Origin of the sequence: Advenella sp. EE-W14, assembly GCF_012923605.1 — a bacterium.
Taxonomy (GTDB): Bacteria; Pseudomonadota; Gammaproteobacteria; order Burkholderiales; family Burkholderiaceae_B; genus Advenella; species Advenella alkanexedens.
On the sequence record NZ_JAAVNG010000006.1, the window covers coordinates 86,703 to 106,883 of the forward strand.

A 20,181-nucleotide genomic window follows, 5' to 3' on the forward strand; every position below is an offset into this window, starting at 1 on the left:
GGCCCGGCTGAAACGGAAACTCATCCAATTTCAGCCGGGCCTTTTTGTTTGCGTATTATCCAATGGTCATCAGACTGGCATTGCCGCCTGCGGCAGCGGTATTGGTACTGATGCTTTGTTCATGGAACAGGCCCAGCCAGGGATATTGTTTACCTTGCATGATTTCTTCCGGGCTTAATCCATAGGCAATCATGATTGGCCCCTTGCGTTGGCTCAGACGCAGGTTCAGGCTGCGCAAGTCGTCGCTGTCTCCTTCAAACAAAACGGCATCAAAGGCGACCTCGTCCAGCTGCTTATCATTAATCAGGCTGACCTGTTCACGCAGGCTTGCCTCTGTTTTGTCCAGCCATTGACGGGTATCGGGGGAGTCAATAAACAGGGCCTGGTTGCCAGTGGTGCCAATCTGGTGCAGCTGGGTAGTGAAGCCCTGCTCACTTTGTGCAAATGCCAGCACCGTACCACGGGGTACCAGGCGGTACACATTTGTTTCTCCGGTGGGGCCAGGCAGTGATAGCGTCAGGCTTTCGGGTTGGCCCGGATTGAAGGGAGCGGGCAGCTGGTCGTTGCCCTGGGACAGCAGGCGGAACAAATACAGGGGGCCGCCCGCTTTGGGGCCGGTGCCCGACAGACCCTGGCCACCAAAGGGCTGTACGCCCACCACCGCACCGACAATATTGCGGTTGACGTAAATGTTGCCGGCATGAATGCGGTTGGACAGGTAGGTAATGGTTTCATCAATCCGGGAATGAATGCCAAAGGTCAGGCCATAACCGGTCTGGTTGATCGCATTGACCAGGGTATCCAGACTCTGCCGCTGGTAACGAACCACGTGCAGGACAGGTCCAAACACCTCACGTTCCAGCTCGGCAATATCATCGATTTCAATCAGGGCAGGCGCCACGAAAGTGCCAAACTCGGTGTTTTTGTCCATGGAAATTTGCTCAACCCGGTGGCCGGCCTGACGCATTTTTTCAATATGGCGCTCAATAACCGCTTTGGCCTCCTGGTCAATCACGGGCCCCACATCGGCAGACAGCAGGTCGGGCCGGCTGACCGAGAGTTCTTTCATGGCTCCCTTGAGCATAGTCAGGATATGGTCGGCGGCATCTTCCTGCAGGCACAGGATCCGCAGGGCCGAACAACGTTGTCCGGCCGAATCAAAGGCCGAATTCAGCACATCAAAGACTACCTGTTCGGACAGGGCTGAAGAGTCAACAATAAGGGCGTTCTGGCCACCGGTTTCGGCAATCAGGGGAATCGCGTGGCCGTGTGGATCAAGTCGGCCCGAGAGTTTGCCAGCCAGAATGTGGGCCACTTCGGTAGAACCGGTAAACATCACGCCACGGATGGCTTCATGAGAGACCAGCTGGTCGCCCACGGTTTCACCCTGACCGGGTACAAGTTGCACGGCTTCGCGTGGAATACCGGCAGCATGTAAAATGGCCACTGCCTGGGCGGCAATCAGGGGAGTTTGCTCGGCGGGTTTGGCCAGGACCGTATTGCCGGCGGCCAGGGCGGCACTGACCTGGCCGGTGAAAATGGCCAGCGGGAAGTTCCAGGGGCTGATGCAAACCACCGGCCCCAACGGAAGATGGACGTCTTCCTTGAAGTGATGCTCAATTTGCTCGGCGTAATAACGCAGGAAGTCCACCGCTTCGCGTACTTCGGCAATCGCGTTGGGCAGGGATTTGCCCGCTTCCCGGATAATCAGGCCTAACAGCACCTGCATATTGTTTTCCATGAGCTGGGCAGCAGTGCGCAGGCAGTGGGCACGTTCCTTGATGGGAGTGGCCTGCCAGATGGGCGCCATATTCACCGATGCCTCGACAGCCTGTCGGACCTCATCCTCGCTGGCCTCGATCACCTTGCCCACTTCATCGCGATGATCGGCAGGATTCAGGCAGGCAATGGCGCGCTCGTCGTTCCAGGCTGCTTCAGGCAGAAGGGTGGGGGCTGCCCGCCAGGCCTGGGTGGCGCTGTTCAGCAAGGCGGCAGACAGGGAGCCAAGGCGGTGTTCGTTGCTTAAATCAATGCCTGCTGAATTCTGGCGTTTGCTGTCAAGGCCGGGTTTGCTGGAGTGATAAATCTCCAGAGGCAGGGGGATTTTTTCATGCGGGGCACCCAGTGGTGTGATGCGGGCAACGGTTTCCAGCGGGTTTTCCACCAGTGCATTGATGTCAATGCTGTCGTCGGCAATCTGGTTCACAAAAGACGTGTTGGCACCGTTTTCCAGCAAGCGACGTACCAGATAGGCCAGCAGGGTTTCGTGGGTGCCAACGGGGGCATAGACGCGGCAGGGACGGTTCAGCTTTTTGGGCCCAACCACTTCTTCATAAAGCGGTTCTCCCATGCCGTGCAGGCATTGGAATTCGTACTGGCCGGGGTAATAGTTTTGGCCGGCCAGGTGATAAATGGCGGACAGGGTTTGGGCATTATGGGTGGCAAATTGCGGGAAGACGGCGTCGGGGGCGTCCAGCAGTTTACGGGCGCAGGCCAGATAGGCCACATCGGTATAAGACTTGCGGGTATACACCGGGTAGCCTTCCAGGCCATCGACCTGGGCGCGTTTGATTTCGCTGTCCCAGTAAGCGCCTTTGACCAGGCGGATCATCAGACGGTGATGGGTGCGCCGACCCAGGTCAATCACATAATCAATCACATAGGGTGCCCGCTTCTGGTAAGCCTGGATCACAAAGCCGATACCGTTCCAGCCGTCAAATTCGCTGTTGTGGCAAAGGGCTTCCAGCAGGTCCAGCGAAAGCTCCAGGCGGTCGGCTTCCTCGGCATCAATATTCAGGCCAATGTCATAGGACTTGGCCAGTTTAGTCAGTGATTCAAGGCGTGGCAGCAGTTCATTCATGACCCGTTCGCGCTGGGCACGGGAATAACGCGGATGCAGGGCGGACAGTTTGATGGAAATGCCGGGTCCTTCGTAAATACCCCTGCCCTGTGAGGCCTTGCCGATGGCGTGAATAGCCTGTTCATACGCGTCATAATAGCTTTGGGCATCGGCCATGGTGGTAGCCGCTTCGCCCAGCATGTCATAGCTGTAACGGAAACCGCGAGCCTCGAATTTGCGGCTGTTGGCCAGGGCGGCGGAAATGGTTTGCCCTGAAACAAACTGTTCGCCCATCATGCGCATGGCCATATTCACGCCCTGGCGGATCAGGGGCTCACCCCCCTTGCCGATCAAGCGGGTAAGGGCCGAGGAAAGGTGTTGTTCGCTATTGACAGCCACCAGCTTGCCCGTCAGCATCAGGCCCCAGGTGGCGGCATTGACAAATACCGAAGAAGAGCCGCCCATATGGGATTTCCAGTCGCCACGGCTTAATTTGTCTCGAATCAGGGCGTCTCGGGTAGCCTTGTCCGGGATGCGTAACAGGGCTTCGGCCAGGCACATCAGGGCCACACCTTCCTGGCTGGACAGGGCAAACTCCTGGATCAGACCCTCAACACCGCCTGAAGGACGCTTGTTTTTCAGGGCTTTCACCAGAGACAGGGCCAGTTCCCGGGTTTGTTCGGGCTGGGCAATATGGGCCTGCTCCAGCAACAGGGGCAGGCATTCGGTTTCGGGGCGACGATAGGCCGAGGTAATGGCCGCGCGCAAGACGGATTGGGGCTGGATATCCTGGCCAAACTCGTAAAATGGCGGAATAGCTGCGTCATTGTCAGGGATGCCAATGTCGCTGTCACCGGACTGGATCACCAGATGGGCCAGCTCTTCGGGTGTGTGTCCCCGTTCGATCTGGTCCAGATAGGCCAGCAGGGCCTGTTTGTGGAGCCAGTGAGGGGTACAGTTGAGTTTGCTGGCATTGTGCTGCAAACGTTCTTTCAGGGTGGAATCGACCTTGATTCCCAGGGTGGTGTTATTGTTGGCCATTTTGTTCTGCCGTCATGGGTTGTTCATGACAGCATAGGTTATAGATTTTTACGGCCGCGCAACATTAGGGTTAACCATTAATGAAAAAAGGTTAACCCAATGAAAGTAAAATATTTATAGGGGTGTAACGCTACCCAGCAGGGCACCGGCAATCAGGAAAATACCGGTCCAGATATTGGCACGAAACAGGGCAAAACTTTTGTCCCGGCGGTTAATGTCAAAGGTGTACAGCTGCCAGAAAAAGTGCAGCACAATAATGGCCATGAAGATGCCATAACCCCAGCCCATACCCATGGCAAGACCGGCCCAGATCCAAAGGATGGCCGTTGCCGCATAAAATCCGCTTAGCCAGATCAGGCCTTTTTCACCAAATTTCAGGGCGGTTGAGCGCAGTCCGAGTTTGATATCGTCTTGCATGTCGGCATAGGCATAAATCGTGTCATAGCCGATTTGCCACATCACGGCACCCAGCCACATGGCAATCGCTGCGGCGGGAACGGTATTTTGTGTGTCTGACCAGGCCATGAGCATGCCCCAGTTGAAGGCAACACCCAACACGGCCTGGGGCCAATAGGTAAACCTTTTGCAAAGCGGATAAATAAACACAATGGGTACCAGCAAGACGGCCAGCCAGCGACTGTAACTGTTAATAAAAAACAGCAGGGTGGCTGCCAGGGCCAGTTGGGCGAACAGGAAAACATAAGCCTGTTTAAGGGTAATCTGGCCACTGGTTAAGGGACGGTAACGGGTGCGGGCCACGTGTTTGTCAAAATCGCGATCGCAAATATCATTAATGGTGCAGCCCGCACTGCGCATGAGCAGGGCACCCAGGCAAAAAATAAACAGGCGCCAGACATCGGGCAGGCCGTTGGCTGCCTGGATAAGGGCGGCGATGCAGGGCAGCAGGGTAAGCCAGGTGCCGATGGGGCGATCCAGTCGGCAGATGCGGGCATAGGGCCCCCAGGAGGCGGGCAGGTACCGCTCGACCCAGTCGTTATGGTGAATATCGCTTAAATCGGGTTGTTGGGTGTTAACAGTCATTAATTTTGCGCATTGGTTCAGGAGAAAATAGCCGCATTTTAACGTGTTTATAAGATTCGCGGCAAAACCTGGGGCTTTGCAGTCAGTGGACTGATAAATTGCAAAAGTGTGTTGCGCAACCGTGATATGGTGGTTTGGGCACGTTTGTTTCATATACAATCATTTCCTTTGGTAACAGAGCAGGCACCCAATTGCAGCTTTTTTGGCCGCCTTTTTTCTGTTTGATTGGTCACCTTGTTTTCAGGTTTATTTCATATGCCCGGCTATATAGAAATACTTGCAACCGTTTTGTTTGCAATCGCCATTATTCATACTTTTTCGGTTTCTTACTTTGCAAAATTGGCTCATCGTAATGGCCCTCATGCGGGCATGTGGCATTTGTTGTCCGAAGTGGAGGGCGTGTTTGGCGTCTGGGCTGCCGTACTGATTGTGGTGATGGCACTGGCCGCGGGCCTGGATCCGGCGGTTGACTATATGGAAACCAGGAACTTTACCGAGCCCCTGTTTGTGTTTGCCATTATGGTGGTGGCAGCCAGCCGTCCGATCCTTCAATTGGTGAGTGATACGGTTCGGTTCATCGCCAGGGTGGCACCAGTGCAAACCGAAGTGGCCACGTTTTTCATTACTTTGTCGCTGGTGCCATTGGCAGGTTCTTTCATTACCGAGCCCGCTGCCATGACCCTGGCTGCCCTTATGTTAAAAGAAGGCTTTTTTACCCGCAGCGGTAATGTGCGCTTCAAGTACCTGGCGCTGGGTGTCCTGTTCGTGAACGTTTCGATTGGTGGTGTGCTAACCGCTTATGCCGCACCACCGGTGTTAATGGTGGCGCAAACCTTTGGCTGGGATAGCCTGTATATGGCTACCCATTTTGGCTGGAAGGCAGCGGTGGCCGTGATTGCCAATGCGGTTATCATTACCATGATTTGTCGCAAGGACATCAAGTCCCGTGCGGTCGGTACGGGGCGCGGTATTAATGCCCCCAAAGAGCCTGGCGCTGAAATAGCACGTCCTCCCGTCCCCTTTGGTGTGATTCTGGTGCATTTGCTGTTTTTGGTGGGTATTGTTTTGTTTGCCCATCATGTGGCCATTTTCCTGGGTCTGCTGATGCTCTTCATTGGTTACTGCGAAGCTTATAAACATCATCAAGACCGTCTCATGATTCGCGAAGGTTTAATGGTGGGCTTCTTCCTGGCCGGTCTGGTTATTCTGGGCGGGCTGCAGCAATGGTGGCTGCAAGACCTGTTGGGTGGCATGTCACCCACCGTGCTGTATTGGGGGGCCACGGCCTTAACGGCTATCACCGATAATGCAGCACTGACCTATCTGGGTTCCCTGGTGGAAGGCACCAGTGAAATCTGGCGTTATATGCTGGTGGCGGGTGCGGTAACCGGGGGCGGCCTGACCGTGATTGCCAATGCGCCCAACCCGGCCGGTTTTTCCATTTTGCGCGGCTGCTTCCCGCACGGTGCGATTTCACCCAAATGGCTGCTGGTCTCGGCATTGTTGCCAACACTGATGGCGGCCATCATGTTTTTATTGCCGGTACAGATTCTAGGAAGTACAGGCTTGTAAAAACGCGTTAAAATAAACGGTTTTATTGGATTTTACATTGGGCAAGGTGTATTTAGCCTGGCCATGTTTCTTTTTTGTGAGTTAAGCTGTGCCAATTTATGCATATAAATGCAGCGCTTGTGGTCATGAGCAGGATGTGCTGCAAAAAATGTCTGATGAACCCCTTACCGTTTGTCCCGAGTGCCATCAGGAAACCTATGCCAAACAGGTTACCGCAGCAGGTTTTCAATTAAAAGGAACGGGGTGGTATGTGACCGATTTCCGTGGTGGTAACGCTTCTGGCGGTGCCTCAGCCGGTTCCGGCTCATCGTCCACGTCAGCAGGCAGTACCTCTTCTTCATCAGGAAGCAGCACCCCGGCTTGATTTTTAACCAGAATATCACTGGCATCGCAAATGCGATGCCGATTGTTTACAGATTTTTCGGAGCATTTCAATTATGCGTACCTGCTATACCGGTCAGGTTTGTCTTGATCACCTCGATCAAACCGTTACATTATTTGGTTGGGTGCATCGTCGTCGCGATCATGGTGGCGTTATTTTTATCGACCTGCGTGATCGTGAGGGTCTTGCCCAAATCGTTTTTGATCCCGACAATGCCGCTGCATTTGAAATTGCCGAGAGCATTCGTAATGAATACTGTATCCGTGTTACCGGTCTGGTGCGTCACCGTCCCGAAGGTACGATCAATCCCGACCTGAAGTCTGGCGAGGTTGAGATCCTGTGTCGTGAAGTTGAAGTCCTGAACGCCTCGGTCACTCCGCCGTTTCAGCTGGATGACGACAATCTGTCTGAAACCACCCGCCTTACCCATCGTGTGCTTGACCTGCGTCGTCCGCAAATGCAGCGCAACCTCATGTTGCGTTACCGCGTTTCGATTGAAGTGCGCAAATACCTGGACAACCTGGGTTTCATCGATATTGAAACCCCCATGCTCACCAAGAGCACGCCTGAAGGTGCACGTGATTACCTGGTGCCTTCCCGTGTTCATGATGGTCAGTTCTTTGCCCTGCCACAGTCTCCACAGCTGTTCAAGCAAATGTTAATGGTATCCGGCTTCGACCGTTATTACCAAATTACCAAATGCTTCCGTGACGAAGACTTGCGCGCCGACCGTCAGCCAGAGTTCACCCAGATCGACTGCGAAACCTCGTTCCTGAACGAAGAGCAGATCCGTGAAATTTTTGAAGGCATGCTGCGTCATATCTTCAAGGTTGTACAAGGTGTCGATCTTGATGCCACCTTCCCGATCATGTCCTGGGACGAAGCCATGAGCCGTTTTGGTTCAGACAAGCCCGACATGCGCGTGAAACTTGAGTTCACTGAATTGACCGATGTCATGAAAGACGTTGATTTCAAAGTGTTCTCGGGTGCAGCCAACCTGGCCGGTGGCCGGGTGGTTGCCCTGCGCGTACCCAACGGTGCTGCGCTGTCACGCAAGGAAATCGACGACTACACCCAATTCGTGGCTATTTATGGTGCCAAAGGCCTGGCCTGGATCAAGGTCAATGAAGTGGCCAAGGGTCGTGATGGTCTGCAATCACCCATCGTGAAAAACATTCACGATGCGGCCCTGGCTGAAATTATCAAACGTACCGGTGCCCAGGATGGCGATATCCTGTTCTTTGGTGCCGACAAGGCCAAAGTGGTTAACGATGCGATTGGTGCCCTGCGTGTCAAACTGGGCCACAGCGATTTTGCCAAAGAACACGGTCTGTTTGAACAAACCTGGAAACCCTTGTGGATTGTTGACTTCCCGATGTTTGAATACGATGAGGAAGAAGACCGTTACGTGGCAGCGCATCACCCCTTTACCAGCCCCAAAGATGGTCATGAAGATTACCTCGAGACCGATCCCTCCAAGGCGTATGCCAAAGCCTATGACCTGGTGCTGAACGGTTGGGAAGTGGGTGGTGGCTCTGTCCGTATTCACCGCGAAGAAATCCAGAGCAAGGTATTCCGTGCCCTGAAAATCAATGCTGAAGAAGCCCGTGCAAAATTTGGCTTCCTGCTGGATGCGTTGCAGTACGGTGCCCCTCCGCATGGTGGCCTGGCCTTCGGTCTGGATCGCCTGGTGACTTTAATGGCCGGTGCCGATTCTATCCGCGACGTGATTGCTTTCCCGAAAACCCAGCGTGCACAATGTCTGCTAACCCAGGCTCCTTCTGCCGTAGATGAGAAGCAATTGCGTGAGCTGCATATCCGCCTGCGTAACATTGAAGTGAAATAATATCGAGATGCTACTCGTTCCCGCGCTCCTGCGTGGGGATGCATGCCAACCCGCCGTTTCGTGATACCGTTCATGTCGTGGTACGGGAGCTGATAAACCCCCCACATAGGCCGGATGTTTCCGGCTTATGTGGGGGGTTGTTGTTTTAGCGGACTTTATCTTACCCGTTACCACGCGGAGCCGCGGGAACGGGTATTGATTATCCTAAACGCTTTCGCTTAGCTGTTCCATTACATGTGGATTTTCCAGGGTTGAAATATCCTGCGTAACGGTTTCACCCTTGGCCAGGGTCCTTAGCAGACGGCGCATGATTTTGCCTGAACGGGTTTTGGGCAGGTTTTCACCAAAGCGGATGTCATCGGGTTGGGCAATTTTGCCGATTTCATGAGCCACCCAGCTTTTCAGTTCGGCTGCCACTTTTTGTGCCTCATCACCTTCAGGGCGATTGCCTTTCAGTACCACAAAAGCCACCACAGCTTCACCCTTGACATCGTGCGGCTTGCCGACCACAGCGGCCTCGGCCACCAGGGGGTTGGCCACCAGGGCGGACTCAATTTCCATGGTACCCAAGCGGTGTCCCGATACGTTCAGGACGTCGTCAATACGGCCCATGATCCAGATATAACCCTGTTCATCGCGATAGGCAGAGTCGCCAGCCAGATACATCTTGCCACCCAACTCATCGGGGAAATAGGTTGAGGCGAAACGGGCATCATCGCGCCAAATGGTGCGCAGCAGTGACGGGAAAGGTCGTTTAATGACCAGCGAGCCGCCTTTACCCTGTTCTACCGAGGCACCCGATTCATCAACAATATCGGCCATAATGCCGGGCAATGGCAGCGTGCATGAGCCGGGCTTGATGGGGAATGCACCGGGAATGGGGGCAATCATATGCGCCCCGGTTTCGGTTTGCCACCAGGTATCCACAATGGGGCAGCGGCCTTGGCCAACGGTTTCGTAATACCACATCCAGGCTTCAGGGTTGATAGGCTCACCGACGGAACCGAGCAGGCGCAGTGAAGAAAGGTCGAATTTGCCGGGCAGATCGGGGCCCAGCTTGATCAGGGAGCGAATGGCGGTAGGTGCGGTATAGAAAGTGGTGACCTTGTGTTTTTCTATCATTTGCCAGAAGCGGGACGCATCGGGGTAAGTGGGTACGCCTTCAAATACGATCTGGGTGGCGCCCACGGCCAGCGGTGCGTAGCAGATGAATGTGTGTCCGGTAATCCAGCCTACATCGGCCGTGCACCAGAACACGTCACTGGATTTGTAATCAAACACCCAGCGCATGGATAAAATCCCCCCCAGCAGATAACCACCGGTACTGTGCTGAACCCCTTTGGGTTTGCCGGTACTGCCCGAGGTATAAAGAATGAACAGGGGGTCTTCAGCGTTCATCCATTCGGGTTCGCACTGACTGGCCTGGCCCTGGATGACATCGTGCCACCAGATGTCATGTGATTCGTTCCAGGGCGTGTCGCTATCGGTACGTTTGAGCACAATCACTTTTTCAACACTGTCGCAGTCGCCATGCGATAGCGCTTCGTCCACGGTTGATTTCAGCGGGGTGAACTTGCCACCACGCACGCTTTCATTGGCGGTAATAATGATCTTGGCTTCGGCGTCTTTGATGCGATCCCGCACGGCACCCGAAGAAAAACCACCAAAAACCACTGAGTGGATTGCACCGATACGGGCGCAGGCCTGCATGGCGATTACGGCTTCAGCGGTCATGGGCATGTAAATGACCACGCGATCACCTTTGCGCACACCCAGGCTTTTCAGGCCATTGGCAAACTGACAGACGCGGTCATGCAGTTGCTGGTAGGTAATGTGTTCGCTGTCGCCATCATCTTTTTCATAAATAATGGCGGTTTTGTTGGCTTTGTCGATAAGATGGCGGTCTATGCAGTTATAGGAGGCATTCAGTTCACCATCGGCAAACCATTTATAGAAGGGGGCATTGCTTTCATCGAGTACCTGGGTGAAAGGTTTTTTCCATGTCAGGTTTTCCATGGCGGCATCTGCCCAAAAGCCCTCGTAATCTTCATTGGCCTTGTTGCACAGCGCATTGTAGGCATCGCTGCTGATATTGGCGTTATTTACAAAATCATCACTGGGTTGAAAAACCCGGCTTTCTTTCAATACTGATTCAATTGCTGACATGATTTGTCCCTTGTATTTTAGTTAAAATTTAATAATGACCGGATAGATGACAGTCAGCTATCCGGTCGTCATTTTATTTTAATGTTGCGCGGCACCCGATGCACCAATTCCGGTCATGGATCGTACATATTGTGCCTGGAAGCCTGCCTTATCCAGTTTGGCACGTTCAGATGTGTCGGTAATGGAAACCAGCCATGCCACGATAAATGTCAGGGGAATGGTAAACAGGGCAGGGTTGCCATATGGGAAGATGGGCGTAGCATTGTGCAGCACACTCACCCATACCGTTGGTCCCAGCACAATCAGGACAGTGGCGGCAATCAGGCCACTGAAGCCACCGACCACGGCACCGCGTGTGGTCAGGTTTTTCCAGAACATGGACAGGAACAGGATGGGGAAGTTGGCCGAAGCAGCCAGCGCAAAGGCCAGGCCCACCATAAAGGCCACGTTCTGGTTCTCGAAAGCGATACCCAAAATAATGGCCAGCACACCCAGTACCAATGTGGTTAAGCGTGAAATGCGCATTTCATCGTGTGGACGGGCCTTGCCTTTCATAATCACTGAAGCGTACAGATCATGACTGACCGCAGAGGCCCCGGACAGGGTTAAGCCCGCAACCACCGCCAGAATGGTGGCAAAAGCAACCGCAGAAATAAAGCCCAGGAAAATGTTGCCACCCACGGCATTGGACAAATGCACGGCTGCCATATTGGTGCCCCCGATAATTTGGGTCACTTCAACCCCGTCCTTGACCACGGTTTCAAAAAACTGCGGATCTTTGGTAAGCAGCATGATGGCGCCAAAACCGATAATGAAGGTCAGGATGTAGAAGTAACCAATAAAGCCGGTGGCCACAAACACGGATTTACGTGCCTGCTTGGCATCTTTCACCGTGAAAAAACGCATCAGGATATGAGGCAGGCCGGCAGTACCAAACATTAAGGCCACACCCAGGGAAAGCGCATCAATCGGGTTTTTCACCAATCCGCCCGGGCTCATGATGGATGTTCCTTTTTCATGGACTTCGGTGGCTTTTCTAAACATGATTTCAGGGCTGAAGTCGGCAATTTTCAAGACCATGAATGCCATGAAAGTAGCACCCGACAGCAGCAGGACCGCCTTGATGATTTGTACCCAGGTGGTGGCCAGCATGCCGCCAAACAGCACGTACATGACCATTAACACACCCACGATCAGCACGGCCCAGATATAGTTCATGCCAAACAGCAGTTGGATCAGCTTGCCGGCACCCACCACCTGTGCAATCAGGTAAATCATGACTACCAGCAAGGTACCCGAGGCTGCAAAAAGACGGACCGGGGTCTGCTTCAGGCGATAGGCGGCTACATCGGCAAAGGTGAACTTGCCCAGATTGCGTAAACGCTCGGCAATCAGGAAGAGCACAATAGGCCAGCCCACCAGAAAACCGGTGGAATAAATAAGACCATCGTAGCCGGTGGTGTACACCATGGCGGAAATGCCCAGGAAGGAAGCTGCGGACATGTAGTCGCCCGCAATCGCCAGGCCGTTTTTAAAGCCGGAAATACCGCCGCCGGCCGTGTAGAAATCGCTGGCAGTGGTGTTTTTGCGGGCGGCCCAGTACGTAATGTACAAAGTGGCGGCCACAAACAGGAAGAACATGATAATGGCCGGAATGTTCATGGGTTGTTTTTCAACCTCACCGGTCAGGGCGTCGGCCCAGGCCGAGGTGCTGAACAGGCCAGCAAGTAGGGCCAGTAAATGCTTATTCATGGGTTTGCTCCTGGACAGCAAGAATCACACGTTGGGTGGTTTCTTCGAAAACGCCATTGGCTTTATGCACATAAATGCCGGTAATCGCAATGGCAAACAAAATCACGAAAAGGCCAATATAGATGCCCCAGGTGGTGATACTGTTGGTTCCTACGGGTACCCCGAAAGATTCGGGGCTAAGCCCGATATACAGGATGTAAACCACATAGATGCTGAACATGAGGATGGAAAAACTCCATCCCAGCACACTTTTCTGGTGTGCCATTTTTTGGAACTCAGGGTTATCCAATACCCTTTGTGTCAGTTTATCCACTTTATGTCTCCGGTAAAGTAAAACTGTTTTTTAAAAAGAAGGGACTGCTTTGTTGTTATTGGACTTTGCGTAATGTAAAGGAGGTGGGGCAGGATTTTCTAATTTTCTTTTTTGATTATTATTATTTGTTCAAATTATGATGGCTAAAAAATAACAATAAAATCAATTGCTTATATATTTTTTTGGATGGGGAGGTTAATATGTAAAAAGTCGGCGGCATCGACTATTTGATTTAAATCAAAAAATAAATGCGTTTCTTCGAAAAAGTTTTTGTGACACGGGCGTACAATAAAAAAATGCGGTAAAAAAATTAACGCCATCAAACAGCGTCATTCAATGATTAAAAACTACTAAAAACAATTATTAAAAAAGTTTATATTTAAATGAAGTACCCAGGAGGATAAATGGATCTGACCCAACTGAAAAGTTTTGTGGCAGTGGCCCATTACGGGCATTTGACGCAGGCAGCAGAATCCCTGCACCTGTCACAACCTGCCGTAACCGCACAAATCAAGGCGATCGAGCGCAATCTTGATGTTAATTTGTTTGAACGTAATACTCAGGGCATGAGGCTGACGCCAGCCGGTGAGGCCTTTTTGCCCAAGGCTGAATCCATCTTGCAGCAAATGCGCGAGCTTGATGTTTTTGCCCTGAGTCTTTCATCCACATATGTAGAGCAGGCAAAACTGGGCATTATTCAATCGGTCGACCGGCAAATGTTAAGCCGTTTGCTTAACCATATTCTGGAACTGGACAGTTCCCTGTATTTGCATGTGGAAAACAGCCTTAGCGGCGAGGTCCTGAACAAGGTGCGCAAGAAAGAGATTGATGCCGGCTTTTTTCTGGGTGACAACCCTTATCGTACGGTGTACTCCATCGAGCTGGACGAGGTGCATTATGTGCTGATTGTGGCCGTGCAGCGGTTGGCGGAAGCCATTGAAGACCCCAAGACATTTTTCAGTACGGCCACCTGGATAGAGCGCCCGGCTTTCTCGGCCGGTGACAAGATCAGCAACCGCTTCTGGCATCAACACAAGATTTCACCGCAAACCGCACTGGTTTGTGATGATATTGATTTATGCATCGAGCTGGTTGCCAGCAATCTGGCCATCACGCTTATCCCTTCGCGTGAAGCCTATCGGGCCATCAAGGCTGGCAAAAATATTGCCCTGGTACCAGGGTATGACATCCGTTCGCGTCTGAGCTATATTTATCCGGCAGAATATGAGACGGATAAAAACAGTCAGCTTATTCGCCAGGCTGTGTGTGAGATTTGGGGCGTATCGCCTTGACCCCATTGTTTTAAGGTTGCATCACGATTTCTGATGAGTAATATCAGCAGCCAGTGTCGCGGGCAAACAGGTTTGAAGCCTGAACCTATGCTATGCTTTTTTGTGCATTGATTTTGTAAATGCACACCGGATTCATGACGAATTCAAAATAATTACATCAAATGGCATTAAGCGCATTTTATTAAAACCAGACAGGAATGGAGTTAAGTATGACAACAGAAGTACAAACCTCGTTAAATGGAAAAGTGGCGTTGGTAACCGGTGCTGCCAGTGGTTTGGGGCGTGAAATTGCCCTGACCTATGCCAGGGCGGGTGCCGCGGTTGGCGTTGCCGACCTGAATATTGACGGGGCCAATAAAGTGGCAGATGAAATCATCAATGCGGGTGGCAAAGCCATTGGGGTTGCCATGGACGTGACCAGTGAAGATCAGGTCAACCAGGGTGTTGATGCCCTGGTGGCCGAGTTCGGTTCAATTGATATTCTGGTGTCCAATGCGGGGATTCAAACCATTGAGTCCATCGACAAGTTCGATTACACCAAATGGAAACAGATGCTGGCGATTCATCTGGATGGTGCCTTCCTGACCACCAAGGCTGTGCTTAATCACATGTATCCTGCCGGCCGTGGCGGGGTGGTTATTTATATGGGTTCGGTGCATTCTCACCTGGCCTCCAAATTGAAAGCGCCTTATGTAACCGCCAAGCACGGCTTGCTGGGCCTGGCTCGTGTGCTGGCCAAGGAAGGGGCCGAGCATAATGTTCGCTCGCATGTGATTTGCCCCGGATTTGTGCGGACTCCGATTGTAGAAAAACAAATTCCCGAACAGGCCAAAGAGCTGGGTATTTCCGAAGAGGAAGTGGTTAAAAATGTCATGCTGGGCGGCACGGTAGACGGGGAGTTCACCACGACCGAAGATATTGCCCAAACCGCTTTGTTTTTGGCGGCGTTCCCCAATAAAGCCCTTACCGGTCAGTCAATTACGGTCAGCCACGGTTGGTACATGCACTAAATCGTTTTTTGTTATTGTTCGGAGAAGTCATTGAATTTGCCTCATTATGAACGCATCGCCCTGGTTTTACAGGGGGGTGGGGCGCTGGGTGCTTATCAGGCCGGGGTTTTCCAGGGATTGTATGAAGCGGGTATTATGCCCAATCATATTTCCGGGATTTCTATTGGTGCCCTGAATACCGCCGTTATTGCCGGGAATGCGCCTGAAGATCGTGTTGAAAAACTGCGTCAGTTCTGGGAAACCATTTGTCAGCCCAATTTGGGCATGTCCATGTTACCGTTTTTTGAGCAGGGTCTGTTCAATATGCACGACTGGTTCAAGATTGGTCTTGGCAATATGTACGGCTTAAGTGCCATTTTCGATGGCCAGAACGGTTTTTACAAGCTGCGCATTCCGCCACCGGCCATGGTGGGGCATGGCACGCCCGAAAAGGCCAGTTATTACGATACATCGGCGCTTAAACATACGCTGGAAAAATTCTGCGACTTTGACCGTATCAACAGCAATAAATGTGACATTCATGTGTCGGTGGGTGCCGTCAATGTGCGTACCGGCAACTTTGTCTATTTTGATAATGAATGTCACGAGTTGCGGGCCGAGCATTTCATGGCTTCGGGGGCCTTGCCACCGGCCTTTGCGCCGGTGGAAATTGATGGTGATTACTATTGGGACGGTGGCATTGTTTCGAATACGCCACTGACCTATGTGCTGGGCGCAAAACCCAGTCGCGATACCCTGGTGTTCCAGGTGGATCTCTGGAGTGCCCGCGGGCATGTTCCACACAACATGGAACAGGTGAATGATCGGCAAAAGGAAATTCAATATTCCAGCCGGACCCGTATGCTGACTGATTACTGGAAGCAGGTTCAGGAAATGCGTCATGCCATTGGCAAGTTGCTTGAACTGGTGTCCCCTGAAAAAATGCCTGATGACGCTTCGCTGGCCAAGATCAAAGAGCTGGCTGACAGGCGTAAATATAATGTCATCCAGCTGATTTATCGTGACCGTCCTTATGAAAGTCATAACAAGGATTATCAGTTCGGTCTTGCCAGCATGAAAGACCATTGGCAATCGGGCCTGATGGATATCCGCCAAACCCTGGACAAACCCGAGTTTCTGGCCATGCCTGACAATGATATTGGTTTTGTGTCACATGACGTTCACCGGGATGAAGTTTATGTTCCCAAGGGGGTGAAATCAAAATGAGTTCGTCGTCTTACCGCAGTTTGCCCTCTTTGCTGCTGAACGTGCGTGAAGCGCTAATGGTGCATTTTCGTCCTCTTTTACATGCCGAAGGACTGACAGACCAGCAATGGCGGGTGCTGCGTGCCCTGGGAGAGCAAGAACCCCTGGAGCCCAACCAGCTTTCCAGCGTTTGCATGCTGCTGGGCCCCAGCCTGACTCGGATGCTGACGGGCATGGAACAGTCAGGCCTGATCAGTCGCAGCCGTTCACAGCAGGACCAGCGCAGGCAGGAAGTGTACCTGACCGAAAAAGGGCTGGCCTTGCTGGCCCGAATCAAGCCACTGATTGAAAACCGGCATAACGCGCTGGAGGAAAGAATTGGCAAAGAACTGATGGACCGGGTTTATAGCGATCTTGACAGCCTGCTGGAAAAAATCCCGCAGGAAGTGGTGATTAGAAAATAATGCCTCTGAGGGTATTGATACAAAAATAAGGCGTAAAGCGGGTGTTGTTATGCCGGTTGTTTATTTTTAATATGACGGTTGGTTTTAATCATGAGCTGGATTGCTAAACTCAAATTTCATCACCTGAAAACTTTGGTGGCGCTGGCCGAGCAGCAAAACCTGACTCGGGTGTCCGAGCTTATGAATATTACCCAGCCGGCCCTGTCAAAATGGCTGTCTGGCTTGGAAGAAGAAATCGGCATGCCCCTGTTTGAAAGGCATAGCAAGGGCATCCGGCCTACGCCGGGGGGCTTGCTGGTGGTTAAGCATGCACGACGACTGGTTAATGACCTGGAGCGTTCTACCCGGGACATAGAATTGTTCAAGGAAGGTATCCAGGGTTCGCTTATGATTGGCAGTTCACCGGTGGCCACCGATGTCGTATCAAAAGCCGTGCTGGATCTGCTCAAGGATTACCCCAATGTTCATGTACGCATCATTGAAAGCGTCATGATGCCTTTGCTGGAACAATTGGTGTCCGGCCATATTGATGCGGTCATTGGCCGGGTGGGGGGAAGCGCCCTGCAATTGCCGTTGAATTACAAGGTCCTGTATACCGAACCCATCTGTTTTGTGGCAAGACCGTGGCATCCCCTGGCGGGCCAGTCCAATATTGATTGGGCACAGCTTGGTGATTATGACTGGATTGTCTGGCCTACCGGCACGCCAATCCGCAGCAGTATTGACCATGCCCTGGTTGACCTGGGGATGATGATGCCCGCCAATCATGTCGAATCTGGCTCCATGAGCGCCACGGTTCGCATGTTGCAGGGTAGCGATATGGTGGGGATTCTGTCACAGCGACTGGCTGACAGTTTTGCCAAAGAGCGGCAGCTGGTGATTCTGGACTTGCCCAAAATCGAACAAAAGGGCAGTGTGGGTATTTTCTGGCGTCAGAACGAACCGCCGTCAGATACGCTCGAGGCCTTCCTTGGGCACCTGGTAGAGGCATCGCGGTAATAAGAAGAAGCGGGCTTTTTCCCACGCCTGTTTGTGTGCCCACGCTCCCGCGTGGGCACAAGACCCATCAGGCAGTAGCCGGTGCGATGTAATCGGGCTGGTTCTCAGGTGCCGCGGCCTTGAAGGCGGGCATGCTTGTGCAATGCCCGTACACTTTCAGGCAACGGGGATAGGCGCTCACATCACATTTCATGCGAATGGCGTTGGCCAGCTGCGGAATCAGGCAGCAGTCGGCCAGAGTGGGCGTATCGCCAACGCAGAAATGATCAGAGCCGGCTTTTTCAAGCAAAGCTTCAATACTTTTCAAGCCCGTTGCGATCCAGTGTTCATACCAGGCCTGTTTTTGTTCCTCACTGATCTGAAGGTCTTTGCTTAAGTATTTCAGGATACGCATATTGTTAACGGGGTGAATATCGCAGGCAATGCCATAGGCGATTTCCAGAACCAGGGCACGCTGCGCGGTATCTTCAGGGATAAGCGGGGCAACGTTGGGGTATTTCCGGTCCAGGTAATCAATGATGGCCAGCGACTGACCAATGGATCCTTCAGGAATATCCGCCAGGGCAGGTACCAGGGCCATGGGGTTCAGCTTGCAAAACCCGGGATCGTTCTGCTCACCTGAACGGATATTAATGCCTGCGGTTTCGTACTGGATGCCTTTTAGCGCTAAAGCAATACGTACACGGTAAGAGGCGGAACTGTTGAAAAAGCTGTAAAGTTTAGTCATTGTTTGTCTTTTTTTGATGGTTAAGGCCATTTGGCTGGTGCGGAAGACCCCCGACAGCAGGGGCGTCTTCCCGTTTTATAATTGAGTGTGACTGCTGCAAATAAATGGTTTTACGATGCATTGGCGGGTGTTGCATTCATGGTGGTGCCTTGGCGTGCCCGCTTTTGTTTGGCTAGCGAGAACATATACAGCACCAGGATGCATGAAGCGGTAATCAAGGCGGGGAAGGCCAGTGCCTTGAAGATGGTCGTGAACTCATAGCCCCAGGAAATCATGGTGCCACCCGCAAACGCACCAAAAATGGCACCGCAGCGTCCGGCGGCATTGGCCCAGCTAACACCGGTTGCCCGGCATTCGGTGGGATACAAAATGGCAGATAAAGAGTTGAATCCTACCTGTGCGCCACTAATGCCCACACCGGCACCAAAAATGCCCAGCACCAATAAAGGAATATTACTGGTTGAAAAACCAATAAGGGCAATGAAACCGGCACCCAGGATATAGCTGGTAATTAACACTTTATAAGGGTTGCGCTTGTCCATGAGGTTGCCCAGGTAAATGGCGCCCAGGGTGCCACCAATCTGGAAGGCAGCGGTAATCCAGGATGCTTTGGACAGTTCGACACCAATACTGCCAAGCAGGGTGGGTACCCAGCTGGAGAACAGGTAAATAATCAGGAAACTCATGAAAAATGCCAGCCATAACACTGCAGTCACCATGAACAGGCCGGGCTGGAACAGGGCGGTAACCGCACTTTTGCCGGTTTTGACTTCATCCAGATGGAAGACGGTATTGGGGTAGGTTTTACCGGTAATTTTTCCCATGAAAGCGGCAATGTTTTGAGCGGGCTCGTTTTTGCTGACACGATAACGGGGAGACTCATCCAGGAAGATGGACAACATAATCACCAGTGCCAGCGGCAGTACACCACCCAGTACCAGAATGCCGTGCCAATTAACCAAGTGCAGCAATTGTGCGGTAAGCACGCCTCCCAGGGCCGAACCCAGCGTGAATCCACAAAACATTAGGGTCACCAGGGCTGAGCGACGACGGGCAGGCAGGAATTCGGACGTCAGGGTAATGGCGGTGGGCATGGCCCCTCCCAGACCGATGCCGGTTAAAAAACGCAGAAAGGCCAGGGTTTCCATATTGGGGGAAAAGGCCGACAGCAGACTCATGAGGCCAAAAAAGAAAACGCTGAAGATGAGAATTTTCTTGCGGCCCAGACGGTCAGCCAGCGGGCCAAAGATAATGGCGCCAAGGGTCAGGCCAATAAGGCCCGAAATGAACAGGGGGGTTAGCTGGGGCCTGCTTAAGCCCCAATCGGCAATAATGGCCGGGGCGATAAAACCGATGGCGGCCGTATCAAGGCCATCGGTGGCAACAATCAAAAAGCACAGCAGGATGGTTTTCCACTGGTAGCGGGAAATGGGGGCATCATCAAGGGCTTTTTGCACACTTAATGATTGGGACGTATTGGACATTTCAAAGACTCCGGAAAGACAATGCCGGGTCTGTGCAATGTGATGGAGGTTTCCCGGCAGTATCATGA

The 20,181-nt window shown here is 52.4% G+C and carries 15 protein-coding genes; 8 read left to right on the forward strand and 7 right to left on the reverse strand.

The window, feature by feature from the left end; all coding sequences use genetic code 11:
• Positions 1 to 55: 55 nt before the first annotated feature.
• On the reverse strand, positions 56 to 3,880 hold the full coding sequence (gene putA, locus HCX92_RS02800) for a trifunctional transcriptional regulator/proline dehydrogenase/L-glutamate gamma-semialdehyde dehydrogenase (protein ID WP_169293406.1): 3,825 nt from the start codon (positions 3,878 to 3,880) through the stop codon (positions 56 to 58).
• A gap of 114 nt (positions 3,881 to 3,994) precedes the next feature.
• The gene (gene ubiA / locus HCX92_RS02805; protein WP_169293407.1) at positions 3,995 to 4,921 is read right to left on the reverse strand and encodes a 4-hydroxybenzoate octaprenyltransferase; all 927 of its coding nucleotides are present in this window, start codon (positions 4,919 to 4,921) and stop codon (positions 3,995 to 3,997) included.
• A 255-nt stretch (positions 4,922 to 5,176) separates the two neighbouring features.
• On the opposite strand from ubiA, the gene HCX92_RS02810 reads away from it, so the two are divergent.
• The 3 genes from HCX92_RS02810 to aspS all read left to right on the forward strand — a co-directional run bounded on the left by HCX92_RS02810 (position 5,177) and on the right by aspS (position 8,721).
• The gene (locus HCX92_RS02810; RefSeq protein WP_169293408.1) at positions 5,177 to 6,493 is read left to right on the forward strand and encodes a putative Na+/H+ antiporter; all 1,317 of its coding nucleotides are present in this window, start codon (positions 5,177 to 5,179) and stop codon (positions 6,491 to 6,493) included.
• Between the two features lie 88 nt (positions 6,494 to 6,581).
• Positions 6,582 to 6,857 carry an FmdB family zinc ribbon protein gene (locus HCX92_RS02815; protein ID WP_169293409.1) on the forward strand — a complete coding sequence of 92 codons (276 nt, stop codon included), beginning with the start codon at positions 6,582 to 6,584 and terminating at the stop codon, positions 6,855 to 6,857.
• A 73-nt stretch (positions 6,858 to 6,930) separates the two neighbouring features.
• Positions 6,931 to 8,721 carry an aspartate--tRNA ligase gene (gene aspS, locus HCX92_RS02820; protein WP_169293410.1) on the forward strand — a complete coding sequence of 597 codons (1,791 nt, stop codon included), beginning with the start codon at positions 6,931 to 6,933 and terminating at the stop codon, positions 8,719 to 8,721.
• Between the two features lie 204 nt (positions 8,722 to 8,925).
• On the opposite strand, the gene acs is transcribed toward aspS, so the two are convergent.
• The 3 genes from acs to HCX92_RS02835 all read right to left on the reverse strand — a co-directional run bounded on the left by acs (position 8,926) and on the right by HCX92_RS02835 (position 12,952).
• Entirely contained in the window at positions 8,926 to 10,887 is a 1,962-nt protein-coding gene (gene acs, locus HCX92_RS02825; protein WP_169293411.1) for an acetate--CoA ligase, read from the reverse strand.
• Between the two features lie 78 nt (positions 10,888 to 10,965).
• Complete coding sequence (locus HCX92_RS02830; protein WP_169293412.1) at positions 10,966 to 12,639, reverse strand: cation acetate symporter; 1,674 nt, start codon at positions 12,637 to 12,639, stop codon at positions 10,966 to 10,968.
• Positions 12,632 to 12,952: a DUF485 domain-containing protein gene (locus HCX92_RS02835; RefSeq protein ID WP_169293413.1), complete on the reverse strand. Its 321-nt coding sequence runs from the start codon at positions 12,950 to 12,952 to the stop codon at positions 12,632 to 12,634. Before HCX92_RS02835 ends, HCX92_RS02830 begins: the two co-directional genes overlap by 8 nt.
• 404 nt (positions 12,953 to 13,356) lie before the next feature.
• On the opposite strand from HCX92_RS02835, the gene HCX92_RS02840 reads away from it, so the two are divergent.
• The 5 genes from HCX92_RS02840 (at position 13,357) to HCX92_RS02860 (ending at position 17,902) form a co-directional block, all read left to right on the forward strand.
• Complete coding sequence (locus HCX92_RS02840) at positions 13,357 to 14,244, forward strand: LysR family transcriptional regulator (RefSeq protein ID WP_169293414.1); 888 nt, start codon at positions 13,357 to 13,359, stop codon at positions 14,242 to 14,244.
• Positions 14,245 to 14,453: 209 nt separating this feature from the next.
• A complete protein-coding gene (locus tag HCX92_RS02845; RefSeq protein ID WP_169293415.1) occupies positions 14,454 to 15,254 on the forward strand; it encodes a 3-hydroxybutyrate dehydrogenase in 801 nt (266 codons plus the stop codon).
• A gap of 30 nt (positions 15,255 to 15,284) precedes the next feature.
• Positions 15,285 to 16,460: a patatin-like phospholipase family protein gene (locus tag HCX92_RS02850; RefSeq protein ID WP_211182234.1), complete on the forward strand. Its 1,176-nt coding sequence runs from the start codon at positions 15,285 to 15,287 to the stop codon at positions 16,458 to 16,460.
• The gene (gene hpaR, locus HCX92_RS02855) at positions 16,457 to 16,903 is read left to right on the forward strand and encodes a homoprotocatechuate degradation operon regulator HpaR (RefSeq protein ID WP_211182235.1); all 447 of its coding nucleotides are present in this window, start codon (positions 16,457 to 16,459) and stop codon (positions 16,901 to 16,903) included. The genes HCX92_RS02850 and hpaR overlap by 4 nt, the downstream gene beginning before the upstream one ends.
• A 90-nt stretch (positions 16,904 to 16,993) precedes the next feature.
• The gene (locus HCX92_RS02860; RefSeq protein ID WP_211182236.1) at positions 16,994 to 17,902 is read left to right on the forward strand and encodes a LysR family transcriptional regulator; all 909 of its coding nucleotides are present in this window, start codon (positions 16,994 to 16,996) and stop codon (positions 17,900 to 17,902) included.
• 67 nt (positions 17,903 to 17,969) lie between these two features.
• Here HCX92_RS02860 and maiA read toward each other — a convergent pair whose 3' ends face one another.
• Both maiA and HCX92_RS02870 read right to left on the reverse strand, forming a co-directional pair.
• Positions 17,970 to 18,629, reverse strand: coding sequence for a maleylacetoacetate isomerase (gene maiA / locus HCX92_RS02865; protein ID WP_169293416.1), 660 nt, complete (start codon positions 18,627 to 18,629; stop codon positions 17,970 to 17,972).
• 110 nt (positions 18,630 to 18,739) lie between these two features.
• On the reverse strand, positions 18,740 to 20,113 hold the full coding sequence (locus tag HCX92_RS02870; RefSeq protein WP_169293417.1) for an aromatic acid/H+ symport family MFS transporter: 1,374 nt from the start codon (positions 20,111 to 20,113) through the stop codon (positions 18,740 to 18,742).
• Positions 20,114 to 20,181 lie beyond the last annotated feature (68 nt).